The sequence below is a fragment of the Neptunomonas antarctica genome (assembly GCF_001305295.1).
Taxonomy (GTDB): domain Bacteria; phylum Pseudomonadota; class Gammaproteobacteria; order Pseudomonadales; family Balneatricaceae; genus Neptunomonas; species Neptunomonas antarctica.
The window spans coordinates 135,034-150,855 of record NZ_LJSI01000053.1; the positions used below are offsets into that span (position 1 = coordinate 135,034).

Consider the following 15,822-nt stretch of genomic DNA (forward strand, 5'->3'; position numbering starts at 1 on the left):
TTGATAGTTGCATTGATAGTTGAATTCAAACTCAGGATATTAACGAGGTGTGTGTGAGCGTTTCAGAACAGCAGTTAGCCGTTATTACCGACCAGATTGGTCGTGAGCCAAAAGGGCTGGTGAAAATCGCTGTAGCGACACCGCAAGGTGTTCCTCTGGTACTACAGATGCGTTCGCTGGTGGACGATGTGCCTTTTCCTACACTGTATTGGTTATCGTCAAAAGATTTGTGTAAGGCGATTGGCCAGATTGAAGGGCAAGGATGGGTGAAAGAGGTAGAAGCCCGTCTGCAAACGGATACTGAATTAAGAGAGGCTTATCTTGAAAATCAGAAAGCTTATGTAGCACGCCGCTGGGAGCTGATGTTGCCTGAGGATAAGCAGCGCATAGAAACATTAGGATTCAGTGAACTGTACGAACGTAACGGTATCGGTGGTATTTCGAAATGGGATCAAGTCAGATGTCTGCACATGCAGTATGCACATCATCTGGCAGAAGGTAACGTGATTGGCGCACTGATGGATCAGGAGTTTGAGCTTAATAAACGGCATTATAGCCAGTAAGATAAGACTGCCTGCTTCCCTTATGTGGGGAACAGGCAGTCATCAGCAGGTAGTAAAAACAGCTTGGCGTTGTGTTTAGGCTGATTCTTCAGCATCCATGATGCGTTCCAAACGTTCCTGCTCTTCAGCCCATGCTGCCTTAATCTCTTGTAGAACGGTATCAACATCCGCCGCTTCAGCGCTTTCTTCAAAGAGCCCTGTAAGCTCAGTTTCAGGATGTAAATCGCCTCCTTCGAATAGTGCCCACATCTCTTTAGCGTAGCGGGTATCCAGTAACTCAGGTGCATACTGCGCGTAATAAACCGTCATATTATTAACATCACGCGTCAGCATTCTCTGCGCATTGTTATTGGCTGCCGCATCAACCGCTTGCGGAAGATCGATAATAACCGGGCCATATGAGTCTACTAATACATTGAATTCTGAAAGGTCACCATGAATGAGTCCTGCACAGAGCATTAGCATTACGTATTTCATGACGACGGCATGATCTTCGCGGGCTTGTTCGGGTGTCAGGGTGATATCGTTCAGGCGTGGCGCTACGTGCCCCTCGTTATCAGTGACCAGTTCCATTAGCAATACGCCGTCGAAACAGCCATAAGGCGTGGGAACCCTCACGCCCGCATCAGCCAGACGATAGAGGGCGTCTACTTCAGCATTTTGCCACGTTTCTTCCTGCTGGCCGCGGCCAAATTTAGAACCTTTTTCCATGGCGCGTGCACGTCGACTATTGCGTACTTTACGGCCTTCCTGATATTGCGCTGCTTGCTTGAAGCCGCGTTTATTGGCTTCTTTATAGATTTTTGCGCAGCGTATCTCGGTGCCGCAGCGTACGATAAATACGTCTGCTTCTTTGCCGCTCATGAGCGGACGGAGGACTTCATCCACCAGGCCGTCTTCAATCAGGGGTAGTATTCGTTTTGGAGCTTTCATGACGCCGTTATACCCTCTTTTTTCGTGGTATGGAGTAAATCGGATAAAACTTCAGCGGCTTCGTTATTACAAAACTGCCTCTGTACTGTGTGATATGTTTTAATGGGTTTTGCCAAGAAGCTTTATAGTTGGAAAATATTGTGAGCACAAGTAGTGAAAAACGTCTCAATAAATATATCAGTGAATCCGGTTTCTGTTCCAGACGTGAAGCTGATAAATTAATTGAACAACAACGAGTTACTATCAACGGCCAACAGCCTGAACTAGGTACAAAGGTCACACCGGCGGATACAGTATTAATTGATGGAAAACGCATCGCTGCCAGTGCTGATAATAAATCCGATCGTATTTATATAGTCTATCACAAGCCAGTCGGTATTACGTGTACCACTGAGCTTCACATTAAAGGCAATATTATCGATGCGATTGGTCATAAGCAGAGAATATTCCCAATAGGGCGGCTTGATAAGCCTTCCGAAGGTCTGATTTTCCTGACCAGTGATGGTGACATTGTTAATAAAATTCTGCGTGCTGAAAATGCTCATGATAAAGAGTATATCGTCACGGTTGATAAGCCGTTAAATGAACGATTTTCTGAGCAGATGTCACGCGGTGTGCCCATTCTGGATACGGTAACCAAACCTTGTAAAGTGACGATGCAAAGCCGTTTTGTATTTAAAATTATTTTAACACAAGGGCTTAACCGCCAGATTCGGCGCATGTGTGAGTACTTAGGTTACGAGGTCACTAAGCTAAAACGAACACGGATTATGAATGTTAAATTAGATGGATTAAAACCCGGGCAGTGGAGGAATTTGACCAGCGAAGAATTGGCAGAGATCAATAAAGCCGTCGCCACCTCACATAAAACGGCAGCCATTACCGCGCCGCCAAATGCAAAGCGACACTCTCGCCTCATAAAATCTGGCCCTAAATGAACATTTGAGGCGGATTTCAGATAATAAAAAGCAGGCTTAAGCCTGCTTTTTGTTGGAGCATTTGTTGAGCTATTAAGCAGTCAGCTGGGTGTACTTGTCCATCAACTGAACTTCAGTTTCAACATGATCCGGATCTTTTGGAATACAATCTACCGGGCAAACTTCAACACACTGAGGCGTGTCATAATGACCAACGCATTCAGTACATTTGTTTGGATCGATTTCATATATTTCTTCACCCGGAGAAATGGCTTCATTCGGGCATTCTGGTTCGCAAACATCGCAGTTGATGCATTCGTCGGTAATAATTAATGCCATGTCGGCTACCTCACTGGCTCAGAAGGTTTCTGCAGTTCTTGTTAACTGCAAGATGATTCTGTAACGCTTCATTAACGGCAGGATGAACAAATTTGCTCACATCGCCATTCAACATTGCAATTTCTCTTATCAGCGTAGATGAGATAAAAGAAAGATGCTCCGCAGGTGTCAGAAAGAGACTTTCTGCTTGCGGGGCAAGCTGGCGGTTCATATTCGCCAGTTGAAATTCATATTCAAAGTCAGATACAGCGCGAAGGCCACGCAGAATAATGTTAGCGTTCTGCTGTGCTACAAAATCTGCTAATAGGCATTCAAAACCTACCACCTCAACATTTTCTAAATGTGCAAATACTTCGGTTGCAAGCGAAGTACGCAGTTCAATAGGAAATAGAGGTTGTTTTGTCTGACTGGTTGCAACGGCGACAATAACTTTGTCAAATAAGCATGACGCACGTTGTACCAGGTCAGCGTGACCATTTGTAATAGGATCAAATGTTCCCGGATAAATGGCAATATTCATTGTCGATTCACTCTAACCCTGTAAGCGTGCTTATTGCTACTGTTACAAATGCGGCATGTTATCGGAATTGCCACAGTGGTACAAATACAATAATGGAATGTATCGATCATTATTAGTTATTAAAAATATTTTTTATATGTCAATTAAGAATATGTGGGTATTGAATATGTCTTCAAAATCATCAACCAGTCTGGTTAAAGTTTCATCAGTCATTCTCTGTTTAGTGTTGTTAAGTGGTTGCGAGGCGCTACAGAGCGTAGATCGCGGACTTTATACGGCAGCTGAAGCCGTCACTGAGCGTGATCTTGTCACAGGGCAGCGGACGCTGAGTACGGCGGGTCGTGGCGAGCAAATTGCACAGGGAAATGCTGCTGTTGAGCAAATAATGGCGGCAGAGAAAAAAGCCGGCAGAAAGGTTAATGCAGCACTGGACCGTAAAGCCTACGAGCGGCTGGTCAAGGTATTTGACCGTATTCATCGTGTCAGTCACCTGGCGAATGAACGCTGGCGCCCCATCTTGATTGATAACAATGCTTTTAACGCATTCACTACCGGAGGTACTTACATTGTTGTTAACAGTGGCCTGATGAAGGATCTTCAGGATGACTCGGAACTAGCGGCTGTGCTTGGGCATGAAATTGCACATACGGTAGCCAATCACGTGTTTGAGCGGCAGACGCATCAAACAGTGGCCTTAATTGCAGGCTCTGAAGCGGCACGTCAGGGCAGTTATCAGGCTGCTTTTACACATGAGAGTGAGATCGAGGCGGATAAAATAGGCATTCTCTATGCATCGTTGGCGGGTTTTGATCCTTATGCGGCGAGTCGTATTTGGGAACGACAGTATAAAAAAGAAGGGAGCGCTAAAGGTTTGTTTTTTCATGACCATCCTGTTAATCCAGAGCGGGCGGTATTGACGCGTAATGTGGCCAGGCAGGTTGAGCCGTATTATCAGAAAGGTCAGCAGAACCCTCAGTATTCGGCGTTATTGGAGAGTAATACGTTATGGCGTAAAAAATCGGAGTCTGTAAAGGCGGGCGAAGGTGGTGGCCTGTCGGCCATACTGGGGACGGTGTTAGGTGCTTATGTTCAACATGAAGGAACGAAGCAGGAAGCCAGTCGCCAGACACAACAGATACAGATGATGCAGGCGCTGGATAAACGGGTTGTTGTGCTGGGGGAAAAGGTGATTGATCAGCATTCATGGCAGGTCGTGTGGCAAAATCGAAATTCAGTCAGTCTCAAAAATGTCGTTATGGGTGTATTAGTTAAAGATTCTGGTGGGAAGGTTAAGCGCTATGTGGCGCATGTGTCGGGTAATGTTGTGCGTGGATCACGTTTTACTGCGCAATTTACAATGCCCGATTTGAGCGTTGCCCAATTAAAGCAGATGCAAGTAAAGTACTATCTTGATGACGCGTTACCTTATCAGTAGAACTTATATTGGTGTGAGGGTAATGTTTATTCAGGACGTATAAGATAAACTGCTGTAATTAATCAGTATTAGATAGCATTGGAGACTATTTTGGCGCGTCGTACCAAAGAAGAAGCGCAGCAAACCCGGCAGCAGTTGTTAGATATGGCGCTGCTGCAGTATTCGCTGCACGGGATTAACAATGTGAGCTTGAAAACAATCGCGGCTGAAGTCGGGGTGACGCATGGTGCTTTATATTGGCACTTTAAGAGCAGGGATGATCTGATTTTAGCGCTATGCGAATCGCTCACCTTGCCTTTTGAGCATTACTATCTGGAACAGTTGCAGGCGATTGATCAGAATGCTGTTAAAGCGCTAAAGGCATTTTTGATAGAAGTAACGTGTCGTATTGCTACTCATGAACCTGCGATGCAGGTCTACAGCCTTTTTTATAATCGTAGAAAAGAGCTGCCTCAGCAAGCAGCGTTGCATGAATGTCTGGCTGATGAGTGGCAGGTGTGGACCGATTATATCAATCGCTTCCTGAAACAAGCACGCAAGCAAAAGTCGATTAGTAAAAAAACCAAAGGGCAGCCTATTGCGGAGATGCTGCTCTGTCAGGTTTTTGGCGTGTTAGTCGTTGCTGAATATATGCTGGAGCCTGTTGCTCTAAGGGATCTTGCCAGTACCAGTATCAGCAATGCCATACGGGGCTTGGAAGCCTCGTAGGTAGCTAAGCTCTAATTGGGACGTCTTAATTAAAAAGCCCTGCTTTCTTCAGGTGGTTGACGCTGGTTGGCGAAAGAGTAAGCGGTAGGTGACCTGTCCGGCGGTTTTTACACGACTCTCTTCCCAGTTCCCGGGGACAACCAGTTGACTGAGTTCTGATTCCGCTTCTATGTAGATAACAGCATTGTCAGCTAGCAGATTTCGCTTTTCGAGTAATTCGCAAATAAGCGGAAGTAGATCTTTTCTGAAGGGTGGGTCGAGAAAAACCAGATCATAGCGTGTTTCAGTATCGGTTTGGCGTGACTCTAACCAGTTTATGGCTGAAGCGGTTATTACTTCGCCGTGCTGGCTTTTTAATGTATTCAGGTTAGTTCTGAGCTGACGAACTACTGCAGGCGAGCTATCAATAAATACAACCGATTCTGCACCGCGTGAAAGTGCTTCAAGTCCCAATGCTCCACTGCCGGCAAACAGGTCAAGGCAACGCGCGCCCGGCGTGATGTTTTGCAGCCAATTGAATAATGTTTCCCTGACACGATCAGGGGTAGGGCGTAACCCTTCAGTCTCCGGAAACGGGACTTTTCGGCTACGCCATTCTCCACCGATAATACGTAGCATCGGGCGTGGTTCAGTGACTGTTGGGCTATTTTTTCGGGTTGAATTTTTTCGAGGCATCTGAATAAGTCTACGGCGGTGTTATTCGTACGATAATGGCGTGTGCAGGGTCAAACAACTGATGTATCTGTGTTTTAATCCGGGTCGCCGTGATGTCAGCAAGCGTATCACGAAATTCATCAACTGACTGAAATTTATCTTTATAGAAGAGTTGTCTGGCGAGTAAGTTAGCCCGGTATTCGGGGTCTGCCAGTTGGGTTTCATATTGACTGATCAGATCGGTTTTAATTTGCTCAAGTAGTTGAGTGTTGAAATGCTCGAGCAGGTAATCCTGTAGGTTGCCGGGTAACTTATCCTGAAGAGGACTGTTGCGCGTGATGACTAACGCGGCGTAGCCTACCGGCAGGAAAGGTTTGAGCATCAGATGGTAGGTGGCATTGTTCTTTTCTATTAGTGGTTGAAGGGCTTGATTAATATAACGAAACGCCAGTGTGCGGTTGAGGTTATTGGCGTCCATGCTAATTGGCTGGCCAATCAGATAGAGGTGCGTGTTACTACGGTGCTGTAGATTGACCAGCGGGTTAGCGGTTAAAGATGCGCTGTTTATGCTTTCAGAAGGTAATGCTGCGATGTGGCTTTCTGTCGTAGTCGGATATTGAGCTTTTAGCTGCCCGCTGATAAAAGTCGTAAGTGAATCATTTTTCTTTTTCAGGATAATCAGCGCCGTCGGCCGTTGGTAAAACAGCGAACTGATGTGACTTGGCTCCCTAAATGCAGGGGGTTGTGATGCCAGAAGCTGGGTTTTCATCGTAGAAAGTGCCAGTGTTTCAATATTATTGAGGGCCAGATAACGCTCTGCTGTAGCGCGTTGCAGTGCTGCTGGATAATTATTTTTGGCTGTTGTGATTAACTGACTGAGTAATGTATTGAAATTGAAGGTCTTCACATCAATATGATCTGCCGTAAGTGACAGAATTAATTTATCATCGTGCCACTCAGTAGTGAGGGATTCTTGCATCTTCGAAGCATCCGTTAGTGCTGTCTGTAACGCGATACGTTGCTGTGTTTGTTGCTCGGTATAGGCTGGCGTAAGAGGGTACATCAGCTTTAGTTGCTGTTTTGTTGTTGCGTCGTCAATCGACAAAAAAATCCAATTTTCGTGCAGCGTTTCGGGTAAATAAGACGTGTTGTTTTGGTTGTTCGCTGTCAGCAATACAATCACAATGGCGACAATCCAGGGTAATATTTTCAGATAGGTACGGTTAAACACTGGTTGGCGTGGCTGATCCATAATTTTCCCGTAAATTTAAGCTGTTATACGTAAAGTACCGCTATGATAAGATACTCGGCATTAATCAGGATAGACCAAGAGCACCATGATTCAGTTTGAGCATGTGAGTAAACGCTACGATGAAGGCTACGATGCCCTCAAAGACGTCAGTTTTACGTTAGATACCGGCGAAATGGCATTTCTAACAGGCCACTCCGGTGCCGGAAAAAGTACTTTGCTAAAGCTGGTCATGTTAATGGAGCAGCCAACCGCTGGCCACATTCAGGTGGGCGATCAAATACTGACGCGGCTCGGGCGTCATGATATTCCGTTTCTGCGGCGCTCCATTGGCGTTGTCTTCCAAAACCATCAGTTACTCTTTGATCGCAGCGTGTTTGATAATGTCGCGTTGCCCTTGCAAATATGTGGCTATTCTCCTGCAGATGCTGCACGCCGAGTCCGTGCAGCACTGGATAAGGTCGGATTATTAAATCGCGAAAAAATGAATCCTATGGCGTTATCGAGCGGCGAGCAGCAGCGAGTGGGGATTGCCCGGGCGATTGTTCATAAACCCAAGGTGCTATTGGCAGATGAGCCAACAGGTAACCTGGATCCTCAGCTATCAGCAGAAATCATGCATTTGTTTGAACAGTTCAATCGTGTCGGAACCACTGTATTGGTTGCCAGCCATGACCTGTCCCTGATTAAAAGTATGCGTCATCGCATGTTGACGCTCAAATCCGGGAGGCTGATTGCAGATGGATAAAAAACGAGGCGCGGTGCGTGTTCAGCCACAATCGACGGTTGCGGCGCCGCAATCGGCAGCGCGGCGTGGCGCAGAGCATCACAAAGTTGATCTTAAAGGACATAGTGAAAGCTGGTTACGCAACCACATGGATGTATGTAAAGGCACGTTAAATAAGCTTTTTAAAACACCGATGGCGACCATAATGACGGTCGCCGTGTTGGCGATAGCACTAACGTTACCGGGATTTTTGATTACTGTATTGTCTAATGTGCAGCAGTTGACGCAAGGATGGCAGGGTGAAACGCGATTATCTTTGTATCTTGAAACGACACTAAGTGACGTTGAAGCAGATCGTTTCAGCCGAACATTATTGTTACGCGATGATATCGCCGCCGTCGATTTTATCAGCCGCTCACAAGGCATGCTGGAATTTAAAAAATACTCCGGGTTTGGCGATGCTCTCGATGCGTTAAAGGATAACCCGCTGCCCGCCATGGTTGTTTTGTTACCGCGTACCAAAGCCGTCGCTGATCTTGGGTTGATGCGTGCCAGTTTTGAATCGATGCCTGAGGTCGAAGACGCGGTATTAGATTTGGAGTGGTTGCAACGTTTGGATGCCATGCTTGCTGTAGCGCGGCGCGGCGTTTTTGTGTTGGGCCTTTTGCTCGGACTAGCGGTGCTTCTGGTGATTGGTAATACCATAAAGATGGCAATAGAAAGCCGTCGGGACGAAATAGTGGTCAGTAAGCTGGTGGGTGCAACTGATGCATGGGTGCGTCGGCCATTTTTGTATACCGGCTTTTGGTATGGTTTGCTGGGTGCGGTTTGTGCTTGGCTGATTATTCAAATTGCCTGGTTGATGTTAAAAACACCCGCGCAAGAGCTGGCGCAGCTATACCGTAGTCAATTTCAATTAACCGGTTTAGGCGTTGCAGGTTCGTTTATTTTGCTGTTGGTCAGTGTTTTATTAGGATGGCTGGGGGCCTGGATTGCGGTGCGGCGTCATCTGCGTGCAATCGAACCACGATAAAATTAATTTTAAGTCATTTATAGGTGACTTATGAGCCACTTATGAAATTAATCAGCCTTGCCATTTGAACGGTAGGACGTTATCTTTTCGGGAACTTTTGATAAGATCTCGTATCATACTTTGGTATCTTGTAAAGTTAGTTAATTATACGATCAACAATGAGGTAAGGACCGAATGCGTAAAAGCTTAGAACTCATCGAGCATATTACACCCGGACAAAATCTGGATGCGTATGTGCAAACGATAAGCACGATTCCAGTGCTGAGTATCGAAGAAGAGCGAGCGTTGGCCGAGCGTCTGTTTTATCAGGATGATTTAGAAGCAGCTCGCCAGTTGGTTTTATCTCATCTGCGTTTTGTTGTACATATTGCCCGTAGTTATTCGGGGTATGGTTTGCCGCTAGGTGACTTAGTTCAGGAAGGCAACGTTGGTTTAATGAAAGCGGTTAAACGTTTTGATCCGGGCATGGGAGTACGTTTGGTCTCTTTTGCTGTGCATTGGATTAAAGCGGAAATGCACGAATACATCCTGCGCAACTGGCGTATTGTTAAAGTAGCCACGACTAAGGCGCAGCGTAAATTGTTTTTTAATCTACGCTCCAAGAAAAAAGGCTTGGGCTGGATGAATAATGCTGAAGTAACGTCTATCGCCGGAGACTTAGGCGTAGATGAACAGGTTGTTCGCCAGATGGAAGGTCGTATGGCGTCGGTTGATACGTCTTTTGATATGACCGCCAGTGATGACGACGATGCTGTCTACCTTGCACCTGCTCAATATCTTGAAGATCACTCAGGTGATCCTGCAGAGCAGTTGGAAGCATCCAACTGGGAAGCGGACTCGCAAACTCGTTTAACCGGAGCGATGGAATCACTTGATGAGCGTAGCCGCGATATATTGGCACAGCGCTGGTTAATGGATGAAAAAGCAACATTGCATCAGTTAGCGGCAAAATATAGCGTATCGGCAGAGCGTATCCGTCAGCTGGAAAAAAACGCCATGAAAAAGATCAAGCTATCGATTGGACAAGAATTGCAGCTCGCATAATATGTTTACGTGCTGTTAATGAGCCGCCCTTGGGGCGGCTTTGTTGTTTTAGTGCTTTGCATTTATAATCTTGCCTTAATTATTGAGATACACATATGAACGCCCGAATTTATTTGGCGATAGCCGCCATTAGTGGAGCTTTAAGTGTCGCGATGGGCGCGTTTGCCGCACATAGCCTCAAAAATGTACTCAGCGCTCCATTAATGGCCGTTATGCAGACCGGCGTTCAATACCAGTTTTATCACTCTATTGCCTTGTTAGTGGTCGGTTTGCTGCTTCGGCAGCAAGCATCAAGGCTGTTAACCATGAGTGCGACTGCTTTTGTGGTCGGTATTCTCCTGTTTTGCGGCAGTTTATATCTGCTGGCATTTTCAGGCGTGCATTGGTTGGGTATAGTCACGCCCGTTGGTGGGTTGGCTTTTATTGTCGGTTGGATATTACTGGCAGGTTTTTTTCTGACAGAGAGTAAAAGGTAGGGTGTGATGAAGCTTGAAGTCAACGGAGAAATAACACAGCTTAACGAAGGGGCCAGCCTGCATGACTTGGTTATCAAGTTGGATATCGTCGGGCAACGTATTGCGATAGAAGTTAATCAGGAAATTGTTCCGCGCAGTCAGCATGCGCTGCATAAGCTGAATGCAGGCGATAAGGTTGAAGTCGTGCGTGCTATTGGCGGCGGTTGAGACTGAGTCTGATATTAAGCCGAAAACTAAAAGTCAGCAGTACAGCAGATACATTCTCTTTTATGAATAACATTAAGGATTGAGTACATGTCAGAGCAAAATGATGCGATGGTGATTGCGGGTAAACGTTATCTATCACGCTTGTTGGTAGGAACCGGCAAGTATAAAGATATGCAAGAAACACGTTTGGCCATCGAAGCCAGCGGAGCGGAAATTGTGACCGTAGCGGTACGCCGTACCAACATCGGCCAGAACCCCGATGAACCGAATCTGCTCGACATCATTACACCCGATAAATACACCATCCTACCAAACACCGCTGGTTGCTATACCGCAGAAGATGCCGTACGTACCTGCCGTTTAGCGCGTGAATTGATGGACGGACATGATTTGGTCAAGCTAGAAGTATTAGGTGATCAAAAAACACTCTACCCGAATATTGTAGAAACTATCAAAGCCACTGAAATTTTAGTCAAAGATGGCTTCAAAGTGATGGTCTACACCAATGACGACCCGATAGTCGCTAAACAACTGGAAGAGATGGGCTGTGTTGCAGTCATGCCTCTGGGGTCGTTGATTGGTTCTGGTCTGGGTATACTCAATCCGCATAACATCAAACTGATTATGGAAGCTGCGAACGTGCCTATTTTAGTTGATGCCGGTGTCGGTACTGCATCAGATGCCGCTATTGCGATGGAAATGGGCTGTGAAGGCGTGTTGATGAATACCGCCATTGCAGGCGCTCGTAACCCGATTCTCATGGCCTCGGCCATGCGTAAAGCAATAGAAGCCGGTCGCGAAGCCTTTTTGGCTGGACGTATGCCGCGCAAAAGATATGCAAGTGCCTCCTCGCCACTCGAAGGCATTATTGGTTAAACATAAAAGCAAATAGTGATGGGTAATGATAGAAGAACAGAAGCATATGCGCACCGTGCGCAGTTTTGTAAAACGCGCCGGCAGGACAACAGAAAGCCAGCAAAAGGCATTGGACGATGTGTGGCCGGTCATGGGCTTAGACGTTAAAAACGGCCCTATCGTGTTCAGCGAAGTGTTTGGTCGCGAAGCGCCTGTGGTGCTGGAAATCGGTTTTGGTATGGGCGGATCCCTTATCGAAATGGCCAGCCACGAACCGGAAAAAAACTATATTGGTATCGAAGTACACAGCCCGGGTGTGGGTAGTTTATTGAGCCACGCCAACGCCGCCGGATTAACCAATATCCGCGTTTATGCGGAAGATGCGATAGACGTGCTGGCACAGTGTATTCCCGACAATAGCCTGGATGTGTTGCAGTTGTTTTTTCCAGACCCGTGGCACAAAAAACGTCACCACAAACGTAGAATAGTACAGCCGGACTTTGCGCAAAACCTGCGTAAAAAGTTAAAAATCGGTGGTTACTTTCACATGGCGACAGACTGGGAAAATTACGCTGAGCACATGATGGAAATCATGAGCGCGGCTGATGGCTACACCAATAAAATGGGTGAAGGCCAATATTCACCTCAGCCAGAATGGCGCCCCGTGACTAAATTCCAAAAACGAGGCGAACGCCTTGGGCACGGAATGTGGGACCTGATGTTTGAAAAAACAGAATAAAATGGGGTGTTGGTGTTAGGTATAATGTGTCAAAGAACAATAAAGTTATTAAGTAATAAATAGTTAGTTTTCTTTAATCTGCCCCCCTCCCTTTGTCAATTCGATGCATCGCATGGAGTTGATGAGGGAGTCTCCTTAAGCCCCCTTAGTCTTTTGATTCTCTCTTTCTCTCTTTCTTTGTCTCTCTCTTTGCTAATGGAAATTCAACTACAGCTTGAAAAAAGGCATTCAAACTTATTTCAATCAGTAACAAAAATAATCCTCGAATAGAGTCTCATAAATAATTTATGAGGAATAATTGAGGAAAATATAGATGTAAAAAAATCTGACATTAGTGGCTATGGTGTCATTTTTGATGCGTGATTTTTTACCGTTATAGGTTGTCTAGCCGAAAAAAGGTAGGTGCGAAAACATCTAAGGCTCGAAGGTAGCTCCCTCAAATAGAAGTCCTAATGCATCTCGCAGCTAATAGCGCGGCCACTCCCCCGCGGGTTTCCTGCAAGGAGAATGTAAAAAAACTGACATTTCATCCGTTTGAAAGCGCCATAATTCTGCATTACTGACAGTCGTCAAGAGGCGATAATATGTTAGTTTTTTACAATCCAATTTTATTTGACAAATGTATTTTTAACTTATTGATATTAAAGGATTAATTTTATCCATCCGGTTATTTTCTGTATCTTAATGGTCTCAAAAATAGACGTCAGTATGATTGACTTTAATTATGAACAACACATAAAGCTGTTTTGATATTTGTTTGATGTCAGTAGTCCAAAATAAAAATTTGAGTATATAGATAATGGAAAAATTCTTGGTTTATGGCTGGTTTGGCTAATGCTGGAATTATACCCTTTGGTATTCAGTCTGATGTGTCTTCAACAACGGTAGCGAGTGGGGAGTGGTTTGAGTGTTCAATGAGTAATGCAGATGCTGGTGTAGTTAAGCAATCCATATATGATAGTTTTGTTGACGAATGTCAGTTTTTTTTACACATTTAGGCGCGATTATTTAAGTATTCGCTTTTTTAGGTTAGGTTATAGGCTGGCTATTCTTGCTCGGTCGGTAGTGTTTATGGGGTGCGGCGGGGATTGTCGCTACGGAAATTGTGGTTTTTTTGAATTGTCAGTTTTTTTTACATCACTTTTTTGACACATCTGCATTTAAAATTTATCATAAAATACAACCTATTGTATTAATTGCATAATCTTTTCTTGGTATAAAATATGCATAAACTCGTGCTAAGTGATTAAATGTCACTAAGTGATTACATGTCACTAAGTGGTTGCATGTCACTTTTACTCATTGCCTAAGCGTAATAATGTGCGAAGGTATAGAAGAAAAAGGAATTTTTATGAAACGAGCTATATGTGCGGTACCATTATTGGCTGCCGTCTTTTGTGGATCCGCGTCAGCAGGATTGATAGGTTCAGCAGCGGACTTCACCGTTCTGGCTAATACCTATAATTCTGGGGGCGACCATTCCATTGTACACGGCAACGTAATCGCCAAAACTTACGCATCAACAGGTAACGGCTCCACCATCAATGGCGATTATCGCTCCGGTGATGTGTTGACGCTTGGCGATGGCGCTACCGTAACCGGTAATGCGCAATCGATTGAAGCTGGCACGGCAACCGCAAACACGAAAGTCTACGGCAATTTAGAGGTAGGCGGGGTTGGCACCATGGGCGACTCGTCCACGGTTAACGGCAACTTTATATCGGGTCTGGATGGCACGATTGGCGCAAACGCGGTCCTTGACGGCAGCTGGGAAGTGGGCGCGGGCAGTGTTGCAGCGGCATCTGCATCATCTAACAAAGTAGCCAGCGACGCTGTCGATACAGATACCGCCTATCTTAATTCGGTCAAGCAGGCGATCACAGACGATATGGCTGAGGCGACCAATGATCTGATTGATGCAAAAGCCGCGCTCACAGCCATGGGGACGGGGACAGCTCTGGCGGCGACGATGACTGTTGATAGCACCTTCTACGCAGGCATATACAGCGCAGCCAGTTGGTCCACAACCGCAGGTACAACATTGACTTTAGATGCTCAGTCCCAATCTGACGCAATGTGGGTCTTCAACATCAGCGATATTTTAGCCTTCGGTGGCGTTACAACGGTCGAAGTTGTCAACGACATATTTGACAACGCTGAAGTGTGGTGGAACGTCGGGAGCGTCGCCTCTCCTGGTGGTTACGTTTCTGTCGGTGCTGGCGCCGATATAAATGATCGTACCAACCTTGTGGGAACCATCATTGCCGATACCTACGTCGACGTCTATGCCCATGCGACCGTGAGCGCTGCCTCTACTTTTGGTGAGACTTGCGGCGGCGTTTATTCGACCACCTCGTTTGTGGCCATCCATGCTGGTGCCATTGTCGGTGGCGAAGGCTGCCAATCAAATGAGATTCCTGAACCAGAGACATATACCCTGTTGCTATCTGGTCTGAGCCTGATGAGTTTCGGATTCATCAAGCGCCGACGTACTAGAAAGACTACTAAAACTGTTTAACACAGAGACCGCATTAATATAGTTCTTGCTCCAGCAGCACGCCAGCTGTTGGGGTAATCGATACCAGAAAGGCTGCTATAAAATAAACGGGATCAGTGTACAACTGAGGGCCCCCCCACGAATTTATTCAACATTATTCAACACCAGCGCTCGTTCCTCTAATACCATAAATAAGTTGGGTAATGGCATCACTTAAATGCTGTTTTGAGTAAGATCAAGCGTGTGTCCTTGAACGCTCGTCGCTCACGGAGTTAAAAAGGATAATGCCCGTTTTTTTATCGTTGTATTGGCTTGATAGCGACGATGTAAACCCGCACTAACAATCGTTAAACCGATGCTACCAGCCAGTGACGATGGCGGCATTGCCGATCAGTAAACTGTAAGGTTCCGATACTGTTACTGTTGGATCACAGCCCAGTTCGCCGATTTCCGCGCTATCGCCAGCCGTAACGTATGAAGTAGCAAAATAGACCGCACCACAAGAAGTTCCTATAGCGCTCACGTTGGCGTTTGCACCGACCATGATATAATTATCCGCGAGAAGCGTACCAACCACGTCCGAACCTTGCCCGAAGTGATATAACCGTTGTATGAATTCCAGTACACGCTAGCGTTAGTATTAACATTGACCACATCAACGGTGAAGTCACTACCGAAAGCCAGAATATCTGCAATGGTATAAAACCATAACTGGTCGTCGAGTCCTTGGCCATCCAGGGTAAGGATCGTACCGGCAGTTGAAACATCGCCACCCAGCATGCTGCATAGATGATTTAATTGTCTTCAATGGTTGTATAGGTGTTAGATGCTGGCCTTCTTAAGTAAAAAAGCCAAAATTATTCTTACCCGCTATGATGTGAGCAGCCAATCATAAACTCATTAGCAAGACCGTTTCCTTCATCTGT

Annotated in this window: 19 protein-coding genes; 12 read left to right on the forward strand and 7 right to left on the reverse strand. The window is 45.8% G+C overall.

Annotated features, from left to right (window positions below; translation table 11 throughout):
• Nucleotides 1–53: 53 nt before the first annotated feature.
• Nucleotides 54–563 (forward strand): DUF501 domain-containing protein, encoded by a 510-nt coding sequence (locus Nant_RS15380; RefSeq protein ID WP_054342545.1) that lies wholly within the window; start codon nt 54–56, stop codon nt 561–563.
• 75 nt (nt 564–638) lie between these two features.
• On the opposite strand, the gene Nant_RS15385 is transcribed toward Nant_RS15380, so the two are convergent.
• Nucleotides 639–1,496 carry a PA4780 family RIO1-like protein kinase gene (locus tag Nant_RS15385; protein WP_054342546.1) on the reverse strand — a complete coding sequence of 286 codons (858 nt, stop codon included), beginning with the start codon at nt 1,494–1,496 and terminating at the stop codon, nt 639–641.
• A gap of 140 nt (nt 1,497–1,636) precedes the next feature.
• Here Nant_RS15385 and rluF point away from each other — a divergent pair, with 140 nt between their 5' ends.
• On the forward strand, nt 1,637–2,434 hold the full coding sequence (rluF, locus tag Nant_RS15390) for a 23S rRNA pseudouridine(2604) synthase RluF (RefSeq protein ID WP_082400390.1): 798 nt from the start codon (nt 1,637–1,639) through the stop codon (nt 2,432–2,434).
• A 72-nt stretch (nt 2,435–2,506) separates the two neighbouring features.
• On the opposite strand, the gene Nant_RS15395 is transcribed toward rluF, so the two are convergent.
• Together Nant_RS15395 and coaD are read right to left on the reverse strand one after the other, a co-directional pair.
• Nucleotides 2,507–2,752, reverse strand: coding sequence for a YfhL family 4Fe-4S dicluster ferredoxin (locus tag Nant_RS15395; RefSeq protein WP_054342547.1), 246 nt, complete (start codon nt 2,750–2,752; stop codon nt 2,507–2,509).
• Nucleotides 2,753–2,762: 10 nt separating this feature from the next.
• Nucleotides 2,763–3,272, reverse strand: coding sequence for a pantetheine-phosphate adenylyltransferase (gene coaD, locus Nant_RS15400; protein WP_054342548.1), 510 nt, complete (start codon nt 3,270–3,272; stop codon nt 2,763–2,765).
• A gap of 166 nt (nt 3,273–3,438) precedes the next feature.
• Between coaD and Nant_RS15405 the strand changes: the two genes are divergently transcribed.
• Both Nant_RS15405 and Nant_RS15410 read left to right on the forward strand, forming a co-directional pair.
• Nucleotides 3,439–4,707, forward strand: a complete 1,269-nt coding sequence (locus Nant_RS15405) for a M48 family metallopeptidase (protein WP_054343243.1) — start codon at nt 3,439–3,441, stop codon at nt 4,705–4,707.
• Nucleotides 4,708–4,797: 90 nt separating this feature from the next.
• Nucleotides 4,798–5,415: a TetR family transcriptional regulator gene (locus Nant_RS15410; protein WP_054342549.1), complete on the forward strand. Its 618-nt coding sequence runs from the start codon at nt 4,798–4,800 to the stop codon at nt 5,413–5,415.
• Between the two features lie 48 nt (nt 5,416–5,463).
• Here the strand turns inward: Nant_RS15410 and rsmD are convergent, their stop codons facing one another.
• Nucleotides 5,464–6,090, reverse strand: a complete 627-nt coding sequence (gene rsmD / locus Nant_RS15415; RefSeq protein ID WP_054342550.1) for a 16S rRNA (guanine(966)-N(2))-methyltransferase RsmD — start codon at nt 6,088–6,090, stop codon at nt 5,464–5,466.
• A gap of 10 nt (nt 6,091–6,100) precedes the next feature.
• Nucleotides 6,101–7,321: a hypothetical protein gene (locus Nant_RS15420; protein ID WP_054342551.1), complete on the reverse strand. Its 1,221-nt coding sequence runs from the start codon at nt 7,319–7,321 to the stop codon at nt 6,101–6,103.
• An 85-nt stretch (nt 7,322–7,406) separates the two neighbouring features.
• Between Nant_RS15420 and ftsE the strand changes: the two genes are divergently transcribed.
• The 8 genes from ftsE (at nt 7,407) to Nant_RS15465 (ending at nt 14,917) form a co-directional block, all read left to right on the forward strand.
• A complete protein-coding gene (ftsE, locus tag Nant_RS15425; RefSeq protein ID WP_054342552.1) occupies nt 7,407–8,066 on the forward strand; it encodes a cell division ATP-binding protein FtsE in 660 nt (219 codons plus the stop codon).
• Nucleotides 8,059–9,078, forward strand: a complete 1,020-nt coding sequence (ftsX, locus tag Nant_RS15430; protein ID WP_054342553.1) for a permease-like cell division protein FtsX — start codon at nt 8,059–8,061, stop codon at nt 9,076–9,078. Before ftsE ends, ftsX begins: the two co-directional genes overlap by 8 nt.
• Nucleotides 9,079–9,252: 174 nt before the next feature.
• Nucleotides 9,253–10,122 carry an RNA polymerase sigma factor RpoH gene (gene rpoH / locus Nant_RS15435; RefSeq protein ID WP_054342554.1) on the forward strand — a complete coding sequence of 290 codons (870 nt, stop codon included), beginning with the start codon at nt 9,253–9,255 and terminating at the stop codon, nt 10,120–10,122.
• Nucleotides 10,123–10,217: 95 nt separating this feature from the next.
• Nucleotides 10,218–10,598 carry a DUF423 domain-containing protein gene (locus Nant_RS15440; RefSeq protein ID WP_054342555.1) on the forward strand — a complete coding sequence of 127 codons (381 nt, stop codon included), beginning with the start codon at nt 10,218–10,220 and terminating at the stop codon, nt 10,596–10,598.
• Nucleotides 10,599–10,604: 6 nt separating this feature from the next.
• Nucleotides 10,605–10,805, forward strand: coding sequence for a sulfur carrier protein ThiS (gene thiS / locus Nant_RS15445; protein ID WP_054342556.1), 201 nt, complete (start codon nt 10,605–10,607; stop codon nt 10,803–10,805).
• An 87-nt stretch (nt 10,806–10,892) separates the two neighbouring features.
• Nucleotides 10,893–11,681, forward strand: coding sequence for a thiazole synthase (locus Nant_RS15450; RefSeq protein WP_054342557.1), 789 nt, complete (start codon nt 10,893–10,895; stop codon nt 11,679–11,681).
• A 25-nt stretch (nt 11,682–11,706) separates the two neighbouring features.
• Nucleotides 11,707–12,399 carry a tRNA (guanosine(46)-N7)-methyltransferase TrmB gene (gene trmB, locus Nant_RS15455; protein ID WP_054342558.1) on the forward strand — a complete coding sequence of 231 codons (693 nt, stop codon included), beginning with the start codon at nt 11,707–11,709 and terminating at the stop codon, nt 12,397–12,399.
• Nucleotides 12,400–13,717: 1,318 nt separating this feature from the next.
• Nucleotides 13,718–14,917 carry an ice-binding family protein gene (locus Nant_RS15465; RefSeq protein ID WP_082400316.1) on the forward strand — a complete coding sequence of 400 codons (1,200 nt, stop codon included), beginning with the start codon at nt 13,718–13,720 and terminating at the stop codon, nt 14,915–14,917.
• A gap of 337 nt (nt 14,918–15,254) precedes the next feature.
• On the opposite strand, the gene Nant_RS15470 is transcribed toward Nant_RS15465, so the two are convergent.
• Nucleotides 15,255–15,419 carry a hypothetical protein gene (locus tag Nant_RS15470; protein WP_156298837.1) on the reverse strand — a complete coding sequence of 55 codons (165 nt, stop codon included), beginning with the start codon at nt 15,417–15,419 and terminating at the stop codon, nt 15,255–15,257.
• Nucleotides 15,416–15,676: a hypothetical protein gene (locus Nant_RS21360; RefSeq protein ID WP_143773468.1), complete on the reverse strand. Its 261-nt coding sequence runs from the start codon at nt 15,674–15,676 to the stop codon at nt 15,416–15,418. The genes Nant_RS15470 and Nant_RS21360 overlap by 4 nt, the downstream gene beginning before the upstream one ends.
• Nucleotides 15,677–15,822 lie beyond the last annotated feature (146 nt).

What these genes read in the sequence shown, in the direction of transcription:
- Nant_RS15385 (WP_054342546.1), bottom strand. Translation starts at nt 1,496, where the DNA reads ATGAAAGCTCCAAAACGAATACTACCCCTGATTGAAGACGGCCTGGTG.
- coaD (WP_054342548.1), bottom strand. Translation starts at nt 3,272, where the DNA reads ATGAATATTGCCATTTATCCGGGAACATTTGATCCTATTACAAATGGT.
- Nant_RS15465 (WP_082400316.1), top strand. Translation starts at nt 13,718, where the DNA reads ATGTGCGAAGGTATAGAAGAAAAAGGAATTTTTATGAAACGAGCTATA.
- Nant_RS15405 (WP_054343243.1), top strand. Translation starts at nt 3,439, where the DNA reads ATGTCTTCAAAATCATCAACCAGTCTGGTTAAAGTTTCATCAGTCATT.
- trmB (WP_054342558.1), top strand. Translation starts at nt 11,707, where the DNA reads ATGATAGAAGAACAGAAGCATATGCGCACCGTGCGCAGTTTTGTAAAA.
- rsmD (WP_054342550.1), bottom strand. Translation starts at nt 6,090, where the DNA reads ATGCCTCGAAAAAATTCAACCCGAAAAAATAGCCCAACAGTCACTGAA.
- Nant_RS15395 (WP_054342547.1), bottom strand. Translation starts at nt 2,752, where the DNA reads ATGGCATTAATTATTACCGACGAATGCATCAACTGCGATGTTTGCGAA.
- ftsE (WP_054342552.1), top strand. Translation starts at nt 7,407, where the DNA reads ATGATTCAGTTTGAGCATGTGAGTAAACGCTACGATGAAGGCTACGAT.
- Nant_RS15450 (WP_054342557.1), top strand. Translation starts at nt 10,893, where the DNA reads ATGTCAGAGCAAAATGATGCGATGGTGATTGCGGGTAAACGTTATCTA.
- Nant_RS15420 (WP_054342551.1), bottom strand. Translation starts at nt 7,321, where the DNA reads ATGGATCAGCCACGCCAACCAGTGTTTAACCGTACCTATCTGAAAATA.
- ftsX (WP_054342553.1), top strand. Translation starts at nt 8,059, where the DNA reads ATGGATAAAAAACGAGGCGCGGTGCGTGTTCAGCCACAATCGACGGTT.
- thiS (WP_054342556.1), top strand. Translation starts at nt 10,605, where the DNA reads ATGAAGCTTGAAGTCAACGGAGAAATAACACAGCTTAACGAAGGGGCC.
- Nant_RS21360 (WP_143773468.1), bottom strand. Translation starts at nt 15,676, where the DNA reads ATGCTGGGTGGCGATGTTTCAACTGCCGGTACGATCCTTACCCTGGAT.
- rpoH (WP_054342554.1), top strand. Translation starts at nt 9,253, where the DNA reads ATGCGTAAAAGCTTAGAACTCATCGAGCATATTACACCCGGACAAAAT.
- Nant_RS15440 (WP_054342555.1), top strand. Translation starts at nt 10,218, where the DNA reads ATGAACGCCCGAATTTATTTGGCGATAGCCGCCATTAGTGGAGCTTTA.